Origin of the sequence: Enterobacter cloacae complex sp.6700776 (genome assembly GCF_048284255.1) — a bacterium.
GTDB lineage: Bacteria > Pseudomonadota > Gammaproteobacteria > Enterobacterales > Enterobacteriaceae > Enterobacter > Enterobacter intestinihominis.
The window spans coordinates 63,531-81,049 of sequence record NZ_JBLVYK010000014.1; the positions used below are offsets into that span (position 1 = coordinate 63,531).

16 protein-coding genes are annotated in these 17,519 nt (G+C 55.2%); 5 read left to right on the forward strand and 11 right to left on the reverse strand.

All coding sequences use genetic code 11. The features are described 5' to 3' along the window. Nucleotides 1-52: 52 nt before the first annotated feature. Both traF and ACNQ0T_RS17675 read right to left on the reverse strand, forming a co-directional pair. Nucleotides 53-1,339 (reverse strand): conjugal transfer protein TraF, encoded by a 1,287-nt coding sequence (gene traF / locus ACNQ0T_RS17670; RefSeq protein ID WP_227414713.1) that lies wholly within the window; start codon nucleotides 1,337-1,339, stop codon nucleotides 53-55. A gap of 192 nt (nucleotides 1,340-1,531) precedes the next feature. Continuing rightward, nucleotides 1,532-2,020: a cupin domain-containing protein gene (locus tag ACNQ0T_RS17675; protein ID WP_022646741.1), complete on the reverse strand. Its 489-nt coding sequence runs from the start codon at nucleotides 2,018-2,020 to the stop codon at nucleotides 1,532-1,534. Nucleotides 2,021-2,137: 117 nt separating this feature from the next. Between ACNQ0T_RS17675 and zur the strand changes: the two genes are divergently transcribed. Next, complete coding sequence (gene zur / locus ACNQ0T_RS17680) at nucleotides 2,138-2,650, forward strand: zinc uptake transcriptional repressor Zur (RefSeq protein WP_006810484.1); 513 nt, start codon at nucleotides 2,138-2,140, stop codon at nucleotides 2,648-2,650. Nucleotides 2,651-2,697: 47 nt separating this feature from the next. Here the strand turns inward: zur and ACNQ0T_RS17685 are convergent, their stop codons facing one another. From ACNQ0T_RS17685 to ACNQ0T_RS17700, 4 genes are all read right to left on the reverse strand, one after another. Continuing rightward, nucleotides 2,698-2,907, reverse strand: a complete 210-nt coding sequence (locus ACNQ0T_RS17685) for a CsbD family protein (protein ID WP_003860314.1) — start codon at nucleotides 2,905-2,907, stop codon at nucleotides 2,698-2,700. Between the two features lie 119 nt (nucleotides 2,908-3,026). Further along, nucleotides 3,027-4,364, reverse strand: a complete 1,338-nt coding sequence (dinF, locus tag ACNQ0T_RS17690) for an MATE family efflux transporter DinF (protein ID WP_417930276.1) — start codon at nucleotides 4,362-4,364, stop codon at nucleotides 3,027-3,029. Between the two features lie 63 nt (nucleotides 4,365-4,427). Next, on the reverse strand, nucleotides 4,428-5,036 hold the full coding sequence (gene lexA / locus ACNQ0T_RS17695; protein ID WP_003860318.1) for a transcriptional repressor LexA: 609 nt from the start codon (nucleotides 5,034-5,036) through the stop codon (nucleotides 4,428-4,430). 108 nt (nucleotides 5,037-5,144) lie between these two features. Next, nucleotides 5,145-5,513: a diacylglycerol kinase gene (locus tag ACNQ0T_RS17700; RefSeq protein ID WP_006810487.1), complete on the reverse strand. Its 369-nt coding sequence runs from the start codon at nucleotides 5,511-5,513 to the stop codon at nucleotides 5,145-5,147. Nucleotides 5,514-5,667: 154 nt separating this feature from the next. Here ACNQ0T_RS17700 and plsB point away from each other — a divergent pair, with 154 nt between their 5' ends. Continuing rightward, on the forward strand, nucleotides 5,668-8,088 hold the full coding sequence (gene plsB / locus ACNQ0T_RS17705) for a glycerol-3-phosphate 1-O-acyltransferase PlsB (RefSeq protein WP_022646738.1): 2,421 nt from the start codon (nucleotides 5,668-5,670) through the stop codon (nucleotides 8,086-8,088). Nucleotides 8,089-8,177: 89 nt separating this feature from the next. Here the strand turns inward: plsB and ubiA are convergent, their stop codons facing one another. The 5 genes from ubiA to malK all read right to left on the reverse strand — a co-directional run bounded on the left by ubiA (nucleotide 8,178) and on the right by malK (nucleotide 13,299). Further along, the gene (gene ubiA, locus ACNQ0T_RS17710) at nucleotides 8,178-9,047 is read right to left on the reverse strand and encodes a 4-hydroxybenzoate octaprenyltransferase (protein WP_417930277.1); all 870 of its coding nucleotides are present in this window, start codon (nucleotides 9,045-9,047) and stop codon (nucleotides 8,178-8,180) included. A gap of 12 nt (nucleotides 9,048-9,059) precedes the next feature. Further along, a complete protein-coding gene (gene ubiC / locus ACNQ0T_RS17715; RefSeq protein ID WP_022646736.1) occupies nucleotides 9,060-9,557 on the reverse strand; it encodes a chorismate lyase in 498 nt (165 codons plus the stop codon). Nucleotides 9,558-9,729: 172 nt separating this feature from the next. Beyond that, nucleotides 9,730-10,668 carry a maltose operon protein MalM gene (gene malM / locus ACNQ0T_RS17720; RefSeq protein WP_417930278.1) on the reverse strand — a complete coding sequence of 313 codons (939 nt, stop codon included), beginning with the start codon at nucleotides 10,666-10,668 and terminating at the stop codon, nucleotides 9,730-9,732. Nucleotides 10,669-10,779: 111 nt separating this feature from the next. After that, a complete protein-coding gene (locus tag ACNQ0T_RS17725; protein ID WP_032621777.1) occupies nucleotides 10,780-12,147 on the reverse strand; it encodes a maltoporin in 1,368 nt (455 codons plus the stop codon). A gap of 42 nt (nucleotides 12,148-12,189) precedes the next feature. Continuing rightward, nucleotides 12,190-13,299, reverse strand: coding sequence for a maltose/maltodextrin ABC transporter ATP-binding protein MalK (gene malK, locus ACNQ0T_RS17730; protein WP_003860329.1), 1,110 nt, complete (start codon nucleotides 13,297-13,299; stop codon nucleotides 12,190-12,192). A gap of 371 nt (nucleotides 13,300-13,670) precedes the next feature. On the opposite strand from malK, the gene malE reads away from it, so the two are divergent. From malE to malG, 3 genes are all read left to right on the forward strand, one after another. Further along, nucleotides 13,671-14,861, forward strand: coding sequence for a maltose/maltodextrin ABC transporter substrate-binding protein MalE (malE, locus tag ACNQ0T_RS17735; RefSeq protein WP_022646733.1), 1,191 nt, complete (start codon nucleotides 13,671-13,673; stop codon nucleotides 14,859-14,861). Between the two features lie 121 nt (nucleotides 14,862-14,982). Beyond that, on the forward strand, nucleotides 14,983-16,527 hold the full coding sequence (gene malF / locus ACNQ0T_RS17740) for a maltose ABC transporter permease MalF (RefSeq protein ID WP_023299085.1): 1,545 nt from the start codon (nucleotides 14,983-14,985) through the stop codon (nucleotides 16,525-16,527). Nucleotides 16,528-16,541: 14 nt separating this feature from the next. After that, on the forward strand, nucleotides 16,542-17,432 hold the full coding sequence (gene malG, locus ACNQ0T_RS17745) for a maltose ABC transporter permease MalG (protein ID WP_003860332.1): 891 nt from the start codon (nucleotides 16,542-16,544) through the stop codon (nucleotides 17,430-17,432). The last annotated feature ends 87 nt before the right edge of the window (nucleotides 17,433-17,519 follow it).

Genomic DNA, 17,519 nt, shown 5'->3' on the forward strand with positions numbered 1-17,519 from the left:
GGCGCTACTATAGCACAAAGAAAAGCCGGAGGCGCAGCGCCTCCGGTGTACTTTAGAACGTCATGCTCAACTGTGCCCCTGCACCCCAGGTCTCGTCTTCGCCATAAAGCCCCATCAGGTCAACGTGGACGGAGTTGAACGGCGCGAAACCGACACCGCCGGTAAAGACGTTGCTGTCGTTCCCCTTCATATCCGCACGATAACCGGCGCGTACTGCCAGCCAGCTCAGCGGCGTGACTTCGGCACCGACGCCAACGTACTGGGAGGTGTCTTCGCTTTTAAAGCCCTTGGTTTCGGTCAGATCCCCGTCCGCGGTCAGCGTCACCAGATCGTTGTGCCAGGCGGCCCCGGCAGTGACCAGCGGACGGATCTGATAGGTGTCTTTATAACTCACCACCTCTCCTGTGCGCCCGTTGCGAATGCGGATATCTTTGGTATCGATATCGCGCGACATCAGGTTTTGCCCGCTCACGCCGACCGTCCAGTTTTCACCGAAATCAGCAGCAATACCGGCATCAACGTTGAAGCCAGTGTCGTCGGTACGGTAGCGGCTGTCGTTCCACTTATTACTGTCGTAATCGTAGATTGAGGTAGTGTAGTTATAGAGCCAGGTTTTTTGCAGCTTCGGCGTGACGCCAACGGAAACCGGAACGCCGCCAAGATCGAACTGACGGGCTACCGCAATACCGTAGTCGGACACAATCGCCGCCCGACCAGACGCCGTAGAGTTAAGGTTTTTGGTGATCTGATCGGAACCGTTTAGCGCGGCATCCAGCGCCACACCGGCAGCCACCGCATCGCTTCGTTGTATACCGCGCAGATAATCAATGTCCTGCTGATCGATTGAAGAGCTGACGCGGCCATGTGCATAGCCTTTGGCCATAAAGGCCACGGAAAGGACATCGTTAGGGATACTGACGGCAATCCCCGCCCCTGCGGTGGCGTGTGCGGTTTTGCCTTTCAGGTAGTCCAGCTCATCAGCGAGATCTTTCGCTGCGCCCTGGAACTGATTGATCGAACCTAATGGATTCGTGATGATATCAATGGGGGTCAGACTATCAACCACGTCCTTGTAATGATTGATTTTATCGTTAATGGTATCAATCTCGTCCTGAAGATTGTCTTCATCGGTCACCTGCACGCCAACGGACGGCAAAATGACCGTCACATCATCCTCGGGCTTAGATTTTGCCAGTAACGCGGGGTTGATTAACGCCCCGCTGCCATAGCTCCCTGCCGCGACACCCGTTCCGCCCATTGCGTCGCTACGCGCTTCCGTCCAGGTATTGGCTGCTCCCGCCTGATTTGCCATAAAAAAGGAGACAGCAATGCTAACCATCGAAAATTTAAAATGTTTTTTCACAGTGTGCTCGTAAATAGTTTGTTATTAGTTAACCCTGTCTGTTATCACCCAAACAGGAACGAACTATTGCTGTGAATAAGTACAAAAAGACCCGCTATTTCCCTAAGTTAAATTCCATCCCGGCCTGTTCTAATGTGTGACGACCATCAATATTTATAGAAGAGGAAATTATTTTCGCCCAGGTTTTCCATCGTGCGGGCCAAAAAACTGAGGCGGATGGTCTACCCAGTGGTCTTCGCGCGTCACGGCATACACCGGATTGAGGGGATAGTAGATGCGGTTATGTTTTTTATTAGCCTCACCCACCACCAGTAAGCGCACCTCTTCATCGGTGTTGTTGATAAAGGTATGGCACACCCCCGTGCCGGCAGGAAATCCCACGCTGTCTCCGGGTTCAAGCTTCCACAGATAACCATTGATCCAGGCCTCAGGGTAACCCTCCAGAACGTAAACAAACTCCTCTTCGTCGCTTTCCGCATGCGGATAAGAAGTACGGCGTCCGGGCGGCAGCCGTTCATGGTGAATACCAATGCGGCCGAGACCCAGCTTGCGGGCCAGCGGCGCGCCAATAGAAAACCGTTCATTGCTGTCCGGATACGTTGCGTCATCGGCGCCTTCCACGTCCCGCCAGTGCCGAATACAGTCAGGTCTTTTCATCATGCGATCTCCCGATTTGCGATGCGTCAGGTATAGCACAGCCCGGCGGATCTCGGTGTTTTTAGCAGAACATGATAAAGTGAGGGTTTTCACCCCTTACCACATCCGAGGTGCCCGATGGACAAGTCCACAAAAGAGCTGTTAGCGCAAGCTGAAAAGCTCTGTGCGCAACGCAATGTGCGCCTGACCCCGCAGCGCCTTGAGGTACTGCGTCTGATGAGCCTGCAACAGGGTGCCATCAGCGCTTACGATCTGCTCGACCTGCTGCGTGAAAGCGAGCCGCAGGCAAAACCGCCGACCGTCTATCGGGCGCTGGATTTTCTGCTGGAGCAAGGGTTTGTGCATAAAGTGGAATCAACAAACAGCTATGTGCTGTGCCATCTTTTTGACCAGCCTACTCACACGTCCGCCATGTTTATCTGCGATCGCTGTGGCGTGGTGAAGGAAGAGTGTGCGGAAGGTGTGGAAGATATTATGCATACGCTGGCAGCCAGAATGGGCTTTGCGCTGCGCCATAACGTGATCGAAGCCCACGGCTTATGTTCTGCCTGCGTGGAGGTGGAGTCATGCCGTCATCAGGATGCCTGTCAGCACGATCACTCTATCCTGGTGAAGAAAAAGCCGCGTTAAGACCAAAGAAAAAGGCGGCTCAGGGCCGCCCTTGGGGATAGTGCCGGTTACCAGCGGTAGTCGTTACGGGTTTCCCAGTCTTTGACTTCGTTTTCCGCCTGATCTTTTTCGTAACCGTAGCGCTCCTGGATTTTACCTACCAGCTGATCGCGCTTACCTTCAATGACGGTCATATCGTCATCTGTCAGCTTACCCCACTGTTCTTTCGCTTTACCTTTGAATTGCTTCCAGTTGCCGCCGATTTCATCTTTATTCATAATCGTGTCCTCGTGTTAAGCGTCTATGAGTATCGTCCGCTTCGTTCTTTTCTGCTGGACGTGATTATTATTGTAGTTAAGGATTCGGCATTTATTTTTATATTCGGAATCTTTAACCGTTACGATATATCGTGCGGGGCTGGAAACCAGGTATTGTTTCGCCAGTGACGACGCCAGATAACGGCCAGCGAAAGGCCACGCAGTGAGAGAAACACCGCCAGCGCGAGCCACAGACCATGATTGCCGAGATACGGCAAGGTCAGCAGCGTCAGGCCGAACCCCGCCGCAGCGACGGCCATGCTGTTGCGCATCTCCGCCCCGCGCGTCGCACCAACAAACATGCCGTCCAGCAAATAGCACCACACACCCACCACCGGTAATACTACCTGCCAGAGGATGTAGCGATCGGCCAGCTCACGTAGCGCGGGCAACGAGGTGAGAAGCGCGACAATATGCCCACCAAAACAGGCGTAAACCAGAGCAAAGACCAGCGCCACCAGACCCGCCTGACGACAGGCAGCACGCCAGACTTCGCGTAACTGGCCGCTTTCACGCGCGCCATAAGCCTGCCCTGAATGCGCCTCGACGGCGTAAGCAAAACCATCCAGCGCGTAAGCGGTAAAGGTCAGTAACGTCATGAGCACTGCGTTGACGGCGACGATCTCAGGCCCAAGACGCGCACCAAAAACGGTTAATGCGCCGAAGCAGAGTTGCAGCAGGAGCGAACGGAGCATGATGTCGCGATTGAGCGCCAGCAGCTTACGCATATTGCCGCGCCAGGCCGATTTCAGCAGATCCAGGGTGATACCGCGCATCGCCAGCACGCGCCAGACCATCCCCAAACCGATCAGCAGCGTCCCGTACTCGGCAATTGCCGTAGCCAGCGCCGCGCCCCGGACGTTCATGTGCAGTCCCATCACCAGCCAGAGATCGAGCACAATGTTAAGCAGGTTGCCCACCACCAGCAGGATCACTGGCGCGCGGGCGTACTGCACGCCCAGCAGCCAGCCCAGAAGGACCAGGTTTGCCAGTGAAGCGGGCGCGCTGAGCCAGCGAATTTCGAGGAACCGCCGGGCTTGTTCCAGTACGGCATCGCTGCCGCCTACAATATGGAGCGCAAGATCAATCAGCGGCGTACGCAACAGAACGATTAACGCGCCAGCACCGAACGCCAGAATGAGCGGCTGAACCAGCGCACGCGCCAGACGCAGGGGATCTTTTGCACCATACGCCTGGGCCGTAAGGCCTGTCGTACTCATGCGCAGAAAAAGTAGCAGCATAAAGAGGAAGCTGGTCGCCGTTGCGCCGATCGCGACGCCGCCCAGGTAAATCGGCGAATCCAGATGCCCGATTACCGCCGTATCCACCAGCCCCAGCAGAGGAACGGTAATATTGGAAAAAATCATCGGTAGCGCAAGACGCCACAACGCCTTATCGGCAGAAGTTAGCAATGCCATGGAAATTACCGGAATCAGAAAACAGGCCAGGCTGTAGAGGAACTACAGCCTGTCAGGAAGAGATTACAGCCATTCACCGTTGCGGATAACGCCGACAGCCAGCCCTTCAATAGAGAAGCTCTGCTCGCGGAGATCCACCACAATCGGGGAGAATTCATTGTTTTCAGGCAGAAGCTGCACGGTATTGCCTTGTTTTTTTAGGCGCTTAACCGTCACTTCATCATCAATGCGCGCCACCACGACTTGCCCGTTACGCACGTCCTGCGTTTTGTGTACCGCCAGCAGATCGCCATCAAGAATACCGATATCTTTCATGGACATTCCGCTAACGCGCAGCAGGAAATCAGCGCTCGGCTTGAACATGCCTGGGTCAACCTGATAGTGCCCTTCGATGTGCTGCTGCGCCAGCAGAGGTTCACCTGCGGCTACGCGACCCACCAGCGGAATACCGCTCTCTTCTTCCACCAGCAGACGGATGCCGCGTGAGGCGCCGGAAACAATCTCAATCACGCCCTTACGCGCAAGCGCCTTAAGGTGCTCTTCGGCAGCATTAGGAGAACGGAAGCCCAGACGCTGCGCAATTTCTGCACGCGTGGGTGGCATACCCGTCTGGCCGATATGATCCCGAATGAGATCAAACACCTCTTGCTGCCTGGTCGTTAACGCTTTCATACCGCCCCCTGGGTGTATATACAGTTATGCTGTGAGTATATACAGTCAAAGGCGATTTTGGAACCAAAAACTGCACAAAAAACCAGGGACTTAATTATTCCTCGAGGCTCATCGGAAATGCGACCAAAGTAGCGTGACCCAGGTGATCGCCGCCGTGATAATCGACAGCAGTACGGCAGCGGAACCCATGTCTTTCGCCCGGCCAGACAGTTCATGGAATTCCGACCCGATTCGGTCAACAACGGCCTCAATAGCGCTATTCAGAATTTCCACTATCATCACCAGAAGGACAGATCCGATGAGCAGTACGCGGGTGATAGCATCAACATCAAGGAAGCAGGCGATGACAACGGCAACGATTGCGGCAACCGCTTCCTGGCGGAAAGCGGCTTCATTAACCCATGCGGCGCGGAAACCTTTCCATGAATAACCGGCAGCTTTAATGATTCGAGTTAACCCAGTGGTATTATTGGCCATTAAAAGAACCTTTTATGATAAATAGCGTCAGTAACTAAAGCCGCAGCGCGTTTTGCTGCGACCTGAAGTATGACGGGTAACAACAGAAATTTTGCGCGCTTTCTGTTATCCTTGCGCCGCAATTGCATTATTAACCAGAGGCTTTACATCGTTTATGTCCGGCTGGCCACGAATTTACTACAAATTACTTAATTTACCATTAAGCGTACTGGTAAAAAGTAAGTCTATCCCAGCAGAACCTGCGCTGGAATTAGGGCTCGATACGTCGCGCCCTATTATGTACGTTTTGCCTTATAACTCGAAGGCAGACCTGCTAACGCTTCGCGCTCAATGTCTGGCGCACGATTTACCTGACCCGCTTGAACCGCTGGAAGTCGACGGTACGCTGCTGCCGCGCTACGTGTTCATCCATGGCGGACCGCGCGTGTTCACCTATTACACGCCGAAAGAAGAGTCCATTAAGCTGTTCCATGATTACCTCGATCTGCACCGCAGCAACCCCGATCTGGACGTGCAGATGGTGCCGGTGTCGGTGATGTTTGGCCGTCGTCCGGGGCGTGAAAAAGGGGAAGAGAACCCGCCGCTGCGTATGCTCAACGGCATTCAGAAATTCTTCGCCGTCTCATGGCTGGGACGCGACAGCTTTGTTCGCTTCTCGCCTTCCGTTTCACTGCGCCGCATGGCGGATGAACACGGTACTGACAAAATCATTGCGCAAAAGCTGGCGCGCGTTGCGCGAATGCACTTTGCACGTCAGCGTCTGGCGGCCGTTGGGCCACGTCTCCCGGCGCGTCAGGATCTGTTTAACAAGCTGCTGGCTTCCAAAGCGATTGCCCGTGCCGTAGAAGACGAAGCGCGCAGCAAGAAGATTTCGCACGAGAAAGCGCAGCAGAACGCAATCGCGCTGATGGAAGAGATCGCCGCGAACTTCTCCTACGAGATGATTCGTCTCTCTGACCGTATCCTCGGTTTCACGTGGAACCGCCTCTATCAGGGGATTAACGTCCACAACGCCGAGCGCGTGCGTCAGTTAGCGCATGACGGCCACGAGATTGTCTATGTGCCCTGCCACCGCAGCCACATGGACTACCTGCTGCTCTCTTACGTGCTCTATCACCAGGGCCTGGTGCCGCCGCATATTGCTGCCGGTATCAACCTGAACTTCTGGCCAGCAGGTCCGATTTTCCGCCGTCTGGGTGCGTTCTTCATTCGTCGTACCTTCAAGGGTAACAAGCTCTACTCCACCGTTTTCAGGGAGTATCTGGGCGAGCTGTTCAGCCGCGGTTATTCCGTGGAGTACTTTGTTGAAGGCGGTCGCTCCCGTACCGGTCGTCTGCTCGATCCGAAGACCGGCACGCTGTCGATGACCATTCAGGCCATGCTGCGTGGCGGTACGCGTCCTATCACGCTGGTGCCTATTTACATCGGTTATGAACACGTGATGGAAGTGGGCACCTACGCGAAAGAGCTGCGCGGTGCGACCAAAGAGAAAGAGAGTCTGCCGCAGATGCTGCGTGGTCTGAGTAAATTGCGCAACCTCGGTCAGGGCTACGTGAACTTTGGCGAGCCCCTGCCCCTGATGACATATCTGAACCATCATGTTCCGGAGTGGCGCGAGTCTATTGATCCTATCGAAGCGGTACGTCCGGCCTGGCTGACGCCAACGGTCAACGGCATTGCATCCGAGCTGATGGTACGCATCAACAATGCTGGTGCGGCAAACGCCATGAACCTGTGTTGTACCGCGCTTCTGGCCTCTCGCCAGCGTTCACTGACCCGTGAACAGCTGACCGAGCAGATTGATTGCTATCTGGATATCATGCGCAACGTGCCGTATTCCGTGGATTCGACCGTGCCGTCTGCCACCGCCAGCGAATTGATCGATCACGCGTTGCAGATGAACAAGTTCGAAGTCGAGAAAGATACGATTGGTGACATCATCATTCTGCCGCGCGAGCAGGCCGTGCTGATGACCTACTACCGTAATAACATCACGCACATGCTGATGCTGCCGTCACTGATGGCAGCCATTATTACCCAGCACCGCCGTATTTCGCGTCAGGAGCTGCTGCGCCATATTCAGGCCATCTATCCGATGCTGAAAGCGGAGCTGTTCCTGCGCTGGAGTAACGATGAGCTGGCGGCAGAGCTCGATAAAATGTCCGCAGAGATGCGTCGTCAGGGGCTGATTACCATCAGTGATGACGAACTGCATATCAATCCGTCACGTTCCCGAACCTTGCAGCTCCTGGCTTCCGGTGCGCGTGAGACGTTGCAGCGCTACGCCATTACCTTCTGGTTATTGAGTGCTAACCCGTCAATCAACCGCGGTACGCTGGAAAAAGAGAGTCGGACGCTGGCCCAGCGCCTGTCCGTTCTGCATGGCATTAACGCCCCGGAATTCTTCGACAAAGCGGTATTCAGCTCCCTGGTGCTGACGCTGCGCGACGAAGGTTACATTAGCGATACGGGCGATGCTGAGCCGGAAGAGACGATGAAGGTTTACCAGATGCTGGCAGAGCTGATTACCGCGGATGTGCGTTTAACGATTGAGAGTTCGACGCAGGGCGAGTGATGTTAAAGCCGGGTGGCGCTAACGCTTACCCGGCCTACATATTCTGCTAAATCGTAGGCCGGGTAAGGCGAAGCCGCCACCCGGTTTTTTTATGACCAGTAACTCATCGTCAGCCCCATAAACAGCACCAGCCCGACGTAGTTATTATTCAGAAACGCTTTAAAGCAGGCTTCACGCTCGCGCTTCACGATCAGCTTCTGCTGATACGCAAACAGCAGACCCGCCACCAGCACGGACCAGTAAAACTCCCAGTTCAGCCCGTTCAGGCGACCAATCGCCACCATCAGCGCCAGCACCGCCACCTGCAATATGCCGATGATCAGTTTGTCGTGACGGCCAAACAAGATCGCCGTCGATTTGATGCCAATCTTGAGATCGTCATCGCGATCGACCATCGCGTATTGGGTATCGTACGCAACGGCCCAGAGAATATTCGCCAGGAACATCAGCCAGCAGCTGAGCGGAACGGACTCGCTGACCGCGGCAAACGCCATGGGAATCGACCAGCCAAATGCCGCACCCAATACCACCTGCGGCAGATGGGTGTATCGCTTCATAAATGGGTAGACCCAGGCCAGCGCCAGAGCAGCGACGGACAGCAGAATGGTCATGGTGTTAAGGGTTAACACCAGCATGAAAGAGAGAAGCACCAGCACCACAAACAGGATGCGCGCCTCTTTTCCGGTTACCTGACCGCTCGGCAAAGGACGATTCGCGGTGCGCTTAACATGTCCATCAAATTTCCGGTCAGCATAGTCGTTGACCACACAGCCCGCAGCGCGCATCAGCCAGACACCCGCCACAAACACCGCCAGGATCCACAGCGGCGGTACGCCCGGCGTGGCAACCCACAGCGCCCATAAGGTCGGCCACAGCAGCAGCAGCGCGCCAATGGGTTTATCAGTACGCATCAGGCGGTGATAGGCCAGCAGCTTATTCTGCGTCAGACTCCACTCCATTTTTTCTCCCTCTTAGTACAACGGCGATGCAGGCAAAAAGAGTTCCGTCAGTATTAACGGCTTGCCACTCAAACGAAGGCGGGAACGTCGCCCCCACAAATCGGCATCGCAACCAATTTCAATAAAATCACGGGTCAGTTCAGACGAGGTGAACAGATATCGCCCCAGCGGCGTTTTGCCGAGGCGTTGCAGTGCAAGCTCCGGCCCGGAAAGTGTAGACTCAGGAACCACCGTTCGCCCGGCAAGCCACGGCTCGCCATCCGCACAGAGTAAAATTTCACGCAGCCAGTAGCGTTCTTCCTGCGGCAGCAGCGGCAGCTCGCTGGCAATCTCCGCAGGCGAGACAAACCCTTCCTGAATCATCGTCACCGTGACCGTTTTACCCTGTTGCTCAAAACGTTTTGTCATGGAATCTTCCAGCAGCAGCCAGTCCAGCTGTTCCGGGTCAAGCGCAGGGATGTGGTCGAAATAGCGTAGCGCACGCAGCTGCGTTAGCGCGGGGTGTGACATGCCAGACTCTCCGATACATAACGTAAAAGCATTGTATCGCAGATTGGCAAAATGAGGACGGACAAACAGAATTTAACGATCACTATCGCAACAAAGGTGCAACTTAGCCAAAAAAAGTGCGCCCGCGAAGGCGCACCAAACGACTAACAAAATCAGCACTGTGGGGAGACGGTTACCCCTTGCCTTTTACACTGCTGATAAAGGTGGAACGGGCAGTGGTTGAACCTAAACGCTCGGCTTCATCAAGCAGTTTCAGCGCTTTATCGACATCGCCGTTTTTAACTGCCTGCTTGATGGCGTTGTTAAAGTAAGTTTCAGTATCGTTAAGCACCGGCTCGGCTTTTTTCGCCGGGGCCGGGGCTGCGGCTGGTGCTGCGGCTGGCGCGGCATACACAGGCGCGGCAGTATTACCCACCGTTACCGGACCCGGGCCAGATGAGCCAAACAGTGGGCCTACGAGTACGCTGGAGGCGCTGTTGGTTTTCACCTTCAGCTTAAGCAGGCCGTCGGTGGTATGGCGCGCAATCGGATCGGGAATATCGGGAATGGCGTTACCAACCCCTTTGGCATAGGCTTTTGCCGGATCGAGCAGAGTGGTGGTTTGCTGCAAATCTTTTTCAGTGGTGAAGACCAGTACGTAGAGCTTTTGCTGCCCGAGCGCCGGGGTCAGACGCATTACCCCTTCCAGGCGGTCCGCGCTCATTACACCCGGCTCTTGATAGGTAAAATAGCTGCTGGGGAAATAGGCGGAAGGCGTCATGTTCTGATCGAGGATCAGAACGTTCGGCGCAAAAACGCTGGTCTGTTTGTTAACTTCACTGGATAAAGTCAACGTTAGCTCACCGATATTAGCCGGTACGCTATAGGCGGCTACCGGCCCGGTAATGCCAGCCACATTGAGCTGTTGGCCACCCGTCGCAAGCTGTGTGCTCTGCGTTTTGGACTGATCCACCGGCGTCCAGGTTAATTGCTGTAGAGCGGCTGTCGGAATGGCAGGCGCTGCGCTGGTATTCTGCGGTACATAATTGACGTCAGCGAGCGTAACGCCAGGCACACAGGCCAGCAGACCCGCTGTCAGGCACAGCGCGACGAGATTTTTCTTCATTTTCATTGTTATCACCTCAGAAAGCGTAAGCACTGCGGTGGCCAGGCAATAGCGCGCAGTACCTCAGGAATTGAGGGGCTTTCGCCCCCCAGATTACATCGTCAGATCAGGATGCGGTTACCACCAGATTTCCATCTGGGCGCCGAAGGAGAACTCATCGTCATCGCCGCGGCTGGTAGAGAATCGACCGTTACCGGTGGAGTCAGAGATCGCGTAACGGGTGGCATCGCCGTTACCGTTCTTCGCGTAGCCCCATTTCTCATCCCACTTCGCGTAGGTTGCGAAGACACGGATGGCCGGACGAGACCAGATGCTGTCGCCAGCCTGCCACTGTTGCGCCAGGGTGATTTTGTACTGGCTGTTGCGATCGCCGGTTTCCTGGGATTTGACGTTGTCGTAGCCCACTTCCAGCAGGGTGCTCATGATTGGCGTCCATTTGTACATCGGACGTACACCCACGGTCCACCAGTCACTCCCCTGGTTATCATCCATGTCGAGTTTCTGGTACATACCGACATACATCAGGTCCCACTTGTCGGCCAGGGTGATTGCACCGTGGTCCAGGATGCGCCAGAGGCTGCCGTTGTTGTTAATCACATCGTTGGCGTAGTTGGTCGTCGTGCCATCAGGATTCGTGATGGTAAAGCTGGAAGAACCATAGGAACCCTGGCTCAGACCTTTACCCTGCGTGGTCATTGAGTCCATCGCATACTGCAGCACAAACTTGTTGTAGCCTTTCAGCATGCTCTGGGTATGTTCAGCGGTGAACATCCAGCCATCTTTCGACGCGCCGTCGGCAAGATCATAGCCGTCGGTCGTGTTCGCGCGGCCATAATCCACACCCAGTTCCAGCACGCCGTCCGGGTTAGTTTCCAGGCCCGCTAAACGCACGTCAAATACGTCGTTCGCGGTATCTTTGGTACGGTCATAGATGTTCTGGCTGCTGAAGGCATAAGAACCGCCAGCTTCCTGGGAACGCGTCGCTGCCAGAGACAGTTTACCGAAGCCCAGATCGATGTTTTCAATACCGGCACCAGGACCAGAGATATCCCAGTAGTAGAAGTCGATCATGTGTACGTCATGACGCTGATAGAAGCGCTTACCGGCCCAGATGGTAGAGCCAGGCAGCCATTCAATCAGGTTTTTACCCTGCACGTTAGCTTCACGGAACGCCGGATCGGTACCTTCCCAGTCATTCTGCTGTGCCACGGAGTACGCTACGTTGGTGTCGAAATAGAAGCTCTTGTCGCCTTCTTTCCACACTTCCTGGCCCAGTTTCAGTTCGGCGTAGGTTTCACATTCGTTACCGAGACGGTATTTACTTTGTGCGCCTGTTGCCTGGAAACATTGTTGTTCACCGCCACTACCCGTCCAGCCGATACCAGAACGAGCATAACCATGGAAATCCACTGCCAGTGCCTGAGCAGACATTACGCCCGCTGCGACGGCAACTGCCAAAGGAAGTTTGCGCAGAGTAATCATTATTCTATCTCCTGAGATCATTGCTTTTCTTTGTAATTGGAATGCTTAAACGCCTGGCTCTTTGTGCAACCGACGACATGCAGTGCCATCCTCACGGAACAGATGGCAACGCTCTGGCGGCAAACCGATAGCGAATGTGGCACCCTCTTCTACCAACACCACGTCATTCTGGCGGTAGACCAGGTTCTGACGGATGGCGGGGATCTGGATATGAATCTGTGTTTCGTGACCAAGCTGTTCGACGACCTGAACTTCACCTTCCAGCGTCACATCAGCGATGTGGCTCGGCAGTAAATGCTCAGGGCGGATACCGAGGGACATATTGGCCCCCACCTGTACGTTGGCGCTGTCGACCGGCAGCCAGACTTGCTGACGGTTTGGCAGCTCCACCTGTACCTGTTCGATTGCCGTCGCGGTCACTTTTACGGGCAGGAAGTTCATCTTTGGCGAGCCAATAAAGCCCGCAACAAAGCGGTCTGCCGGGTAGTGATACAGCTCCAGCGGTTTGCCCACCTGCGCCACGCGACCGGCGTCCAGTACCACGATTTTGTCGGCCAGCGTCATCGCTTCGACCTGATCGTGGGTGACGTAAATCATCGTGCGTCCAAGACGCTTGTGCAGACGGGAGATTTCGATACGCATCTGGACGCGCAGGGCGGCATCCAGGTTAGAGAGAGGTTCATCGAGCAGGAACACGCGCGGCTCGGCCACCAGCGTACGGCCGATCGCCACACGCTGACGCTGACCACCGGAGAGCGCCTTCGGTTTACGCTCCAGCAGATGTGCCAGCTGGAGTACTTCCGCCACCTGGGTGACGCGCTGGTTAATGGTCTCTTTTTTCGCGCCGGCCAGCTTCAGGCCAAAGGACATGTTCTCGGCAACGGAAAGATGCGGATAAAGCGCATAAGACTGGAACACCATGCCCACGCCGCGTTCAGCTGGCGGGATGTCGTTCATTCGGGTATCACCAATAAATAAATCGCCACTGGTGATGGTTTCAAGACCGGCAATCATACGCAGCAGAGTAGATTTACCACAGCCTGATGGACCAACGAACACCACAAACTCACCTTCGTGGATGTCCAGATTGATGTCTTTTGACACCACAACGTCGCCCCAGGCTTTCGTTACATTACGCAGCTGTACGCTCGCCATGCCCTTCTCCCTTCGTTACAACCTGTCACCGACAGAAACATTCAAGATAAGTTCACTATGCGTGTTCCATTACTTTCGTGAATCCTCCACCCCCCGGCTTTTTTATGGGGGAGGAGGCGGGACGATGAGAGAGCAGGCTCTGCGACCGCAGCGGAGGGGCTAAGGCGAAAATCGTGAAGCGGCCTGCAAAATTCAGTGGGTTTTTATGTGCGCCAGCACTCATAACTTAAATTTATGTTACAGGGATCACACAAACAGGGGGTGGGGCGTAGGGACTGGGAGGATGGAAAGAGGATGTCAAATAAGGAGACTGAGTCACGTTGAACCACCTTATGTATCCACGAGCACATCACCAATAAAGGATGGCAGATATGAAGATCAAGACTGGCGCACGCGTTTTCGCATTGTCCGCCCTCGCAGCAATGATGATTTCCGCACCGGCTCTCGCCAAAATTGAAGAGGGTAAGCTGGTTATCTGGATTAACGGCGACAAGGGCTATAACGGTCTGGCCGAAGTGGGCAAAAAATTCGAGAAAGACACCGGTATCAAAGTCACCGTAGAACACCCGGATAAACTGGAAGAGAAGTTCCCGCAGGTTGCGGCAACTGGCGATGGTCCGGACATTATCTTCTGGGCGCATGACCGTTTCGGGGGCTACGCGCAGTCTGGCCTGCTGGCAGAAGTCACGCCAGACAAAGCCTTCCAGGACAAACTGTTCCCGTTCACCTGGGACGCCGTTCGCTATAACGGCAAGCTGATCGCTTACCCAATCGCGGTTGAAGCCCTGTCACTGATTTACAACAAAGACCTGGTACCAAATCCACCGAAAACCTGGGAAGAGATCCCTGCTCTGGATAAAGAGCTGAAGGCGAAAGGTAAATCCGCTCTGATGTTCAACCTGCAAGAGCCGTACTTCACCTGGCCGCTGATTGCTGCCGACGGCGGCTACGCGTTCAAGTTTGAAAACGGCAAATATGACGTGAAAGACGTGGGCGTGGACAACGCGGGCGCGAAAAAAGGCCTGACCTTCCTGGTTGACCTGATTAAGAACAAACACATGAACGCGGATACCGACTACTCCATCGCGGAAGCGGCGTTCAACAAAGGCGAAACCGCGATGACCATCAACGGTCCGTGGGCCTGGACCAACATCGACAAGAGCAAAGTCAACTACGGCGTGACCCTGCTGCCAACCTTCAACGGCAAGCCGTCTAAACCGTTTGTTGGCGTGCTGAGCGCGGGTATCAACGCCGCCAGCCCGAACAAAGAGCTGGCGAAAGAGTTCCTCGAAAACTACCTGCTGACCGATCAGGGTCTGGATGAAGTGAACAAGGACAAACCGCTGGGCGCCGTTGCGCTGAAATCCTTCCAGGATCAGTTAGCGAAAGATCCACGCATTGCGGCCACCATGGATAACGCCCAGAAAGGCGAAATCATGCCGAACATCCCACAGATGGCTGCGTTCTGGTACGCCACCCGTACCGCCGTCATCAACGCGGCAAGCGGTCGCCAGACTGTTGATGCCGCGCTGAAAGATGCTCAGGGTCGTATTACTAAGTAAGTCTGAAAAACGGCGGGTGGCGCGTGCGCTTACCCGCCCTACGACTACGGCACGATCCGTAGGTCAGGTAAGCGCAGCGCCACCTGACGATAAGTTTCCACCGTTGTAGAGGAAGAACCCCATGGATGTCATTAAAAAGAAACGCTGGTGGCAAAGCGACGCACTGAAGTGGTCAGTGATAGGTCTGCTGTGTCTGCTGGTGGGTTACCTTGTTGTTTTAATGTACGTGCAAGGGGAATACCTTTTTGCCATCATGACGCTGATTTTAAGCTCGGTTGGCCTGTATATTTTCGCCAACCGTAAAGCGTATGCCTGGCGCTATGTCTACCCCGGTGTTGCCGGGATGGGGCTGTTTGTCCTCTTTCCGCTGATCTGCACCATCGCGATTGCCTTTACTAACTACAGCAGCACCAACCAGCTCGCGCAGGAGCGTGCCACCCAGGTGCTTCTGGATCGTTCTTATCAGGCGGGTAAAACCTTTAACTTCGGCCTGTATCCTGCGGGAGATGAGTGGAAGTTAGCGCTCACTGACGGTGAGAGCGGCAAAAACTATCTTTCCGACGCGTTCAAATTTGGCGGCGAGCAGAAGCTGGTCTTAAAAGAGGCCGCGGCCCTGCCAGAAGGTGAACGTGCCAACCTGCGTATCATCACTCAAAATCGCCAGGCGCTGACCCAGCTCACCGCTGTGCTGCCCGATGACAGCAAAGTAACCATGAGCTCGCTGCGCCAGTTTTCCGGCACGCAGCCGCTTTATACTCTGGCGGATGACGGCACGCTGACCAACAACCAGAGCGGCGTGAAGTACCGTCCGAATAACGACATTGGTTTCTATCAGTCGGTGAATGCCGACGGCAGCTGGGGCGACGACAAGCTCAGCCCGGGCTATACCGTTACCATCGGCTGGGATAACTTTACCCGCGTGTTTACCGACGAAGGCATCCAGAAACCGTTCTTCGCCATCTTCGTCTGGACGGTAGTCTTCTCCATCCTGACCGTGATCCTGACCGTGGCCGTGGGCATGGTGCTGGCCTGTCTGGTCCAGTGGGAGTCCCTGAAAGGGAAAGCGATTTACCGCGTGCTGCTGATTCTGCCGTACGCCGTGCCGTCGTTCATCTCGATTCTGATTTTCAAAGGGTTGTTTAACCAGAGCTTCGGTGAAATCAACATGATGCTGAGCGCGCTGTTCGGCATCAAACCGGCCTGGTTCAGCGACCCGACCACCGCTCGCTCGATGATTATCATCGTGAACACCTGGCTCGGTTATCCGTACATGATGATCCTGTGCATGGGGCTGCTGAAGGCCATCCCGGACGACCTGTACGAAGCCTCGGCGATGGACGGCGCGGGTCCGTTCCAGAACTTCTTCAAAATTACCCTGCCGCTGCTCATTAAGCCGCTGACGCCGCTGATGATTGCCAGCTTCGCCTTTAACTTTAACAACTTTGTGCTGATTCAGCTGTTGACCAACGGTGGCCCGGACCGTCTCGGCACCACCACGCCGGCAGGCTATACCGACCTGCTCGTGAGCTACACCTACCGTATCGCCTTCGAAGGCGGCGGCGGTCAGGACTTCGGTCTGGCGGCAGCGATTGCCACCCTGATCTTCCTGCTGGTGGGCGCCCTGGCGATCGTGAACCTGAAAGCTACACGTATGAAATTTGACTAAGGAGGGTACTGAACATGGCAATGGTACAACCCAAATCTCAGAAACTGCGCCTCCTCGCGACGCACTTAGGCCTGCTGATTTTCATCGCGGCGATCATGTTCCCGCTGCTGATGGTTATCGCCATCTCCCTGCGTTCGGGGAACTTCGCCACCGGGAGCCTGATCCCGGATGAAATCTCCTGGGAGCACTGGAAACTCGCGCTGGGCTTCAGTGTGGAACACGCGGATGGCCGCGTCACTCCACCGCCGTTCCCGGTGCTGCTGTGGCTGTGGAACTCGGTAAAAGTGGCGACCATCACTGCCATCGGCATCGTGACGCTCTCCACCACCTGTGCTTACGCCTTCGCCCGTATGCGTTTCCCTGGCAAAGCGACCCTGCTGAAAGGAATGCTGATTTTCCAGATGTTCCCGGCGGTGCTGTCACTGGTGGCGTTGTATGCCCTGTTTGATCGTCTGGGCCAGTACGTGCCGTTTATCGGCCTGAACACCCACGGCGGCGTGATCTTCGCCTATCTTGGCGGCATCGCCCTGCATGTGTGGACCATCAAGGGCTATTTCGAGACCATCGATGGTTCACTGGAAGAAGCCGCCGCGCTGGATGGCGCCACCCCGTGGCAGGCGTTCCGTCTGGTGCTGCTGCCGCTGTCGGTGCCGATTCTGGCGGTGGTGTTCATCCTGTCGTTTATCGCGGCGATCACCGAAGTACCGGTCGCCTCTCTGTTACTGCGCGATGTGAACAGCTACACCCTGGCCGTCGGTATGCAGCAATACCTCAACCCGCAAAACTACCTGTGGGGCGACTTTGCCGCGGCGGCCGTACTCTCTGCCATCCCGATTACCGTGGTGTTCCTGCTGGCCCAGCGCTGGCTGGTCAACGGCCTGACGGCGGGCGGTGTGAAAGGTTAAGTTTCATCTGTTATGCCACTGCAACCCTCAACTTTAGACGTATTGTATTGAACCAACTTGTGACTGTTGTTAGGCGCTCTTCGGAGC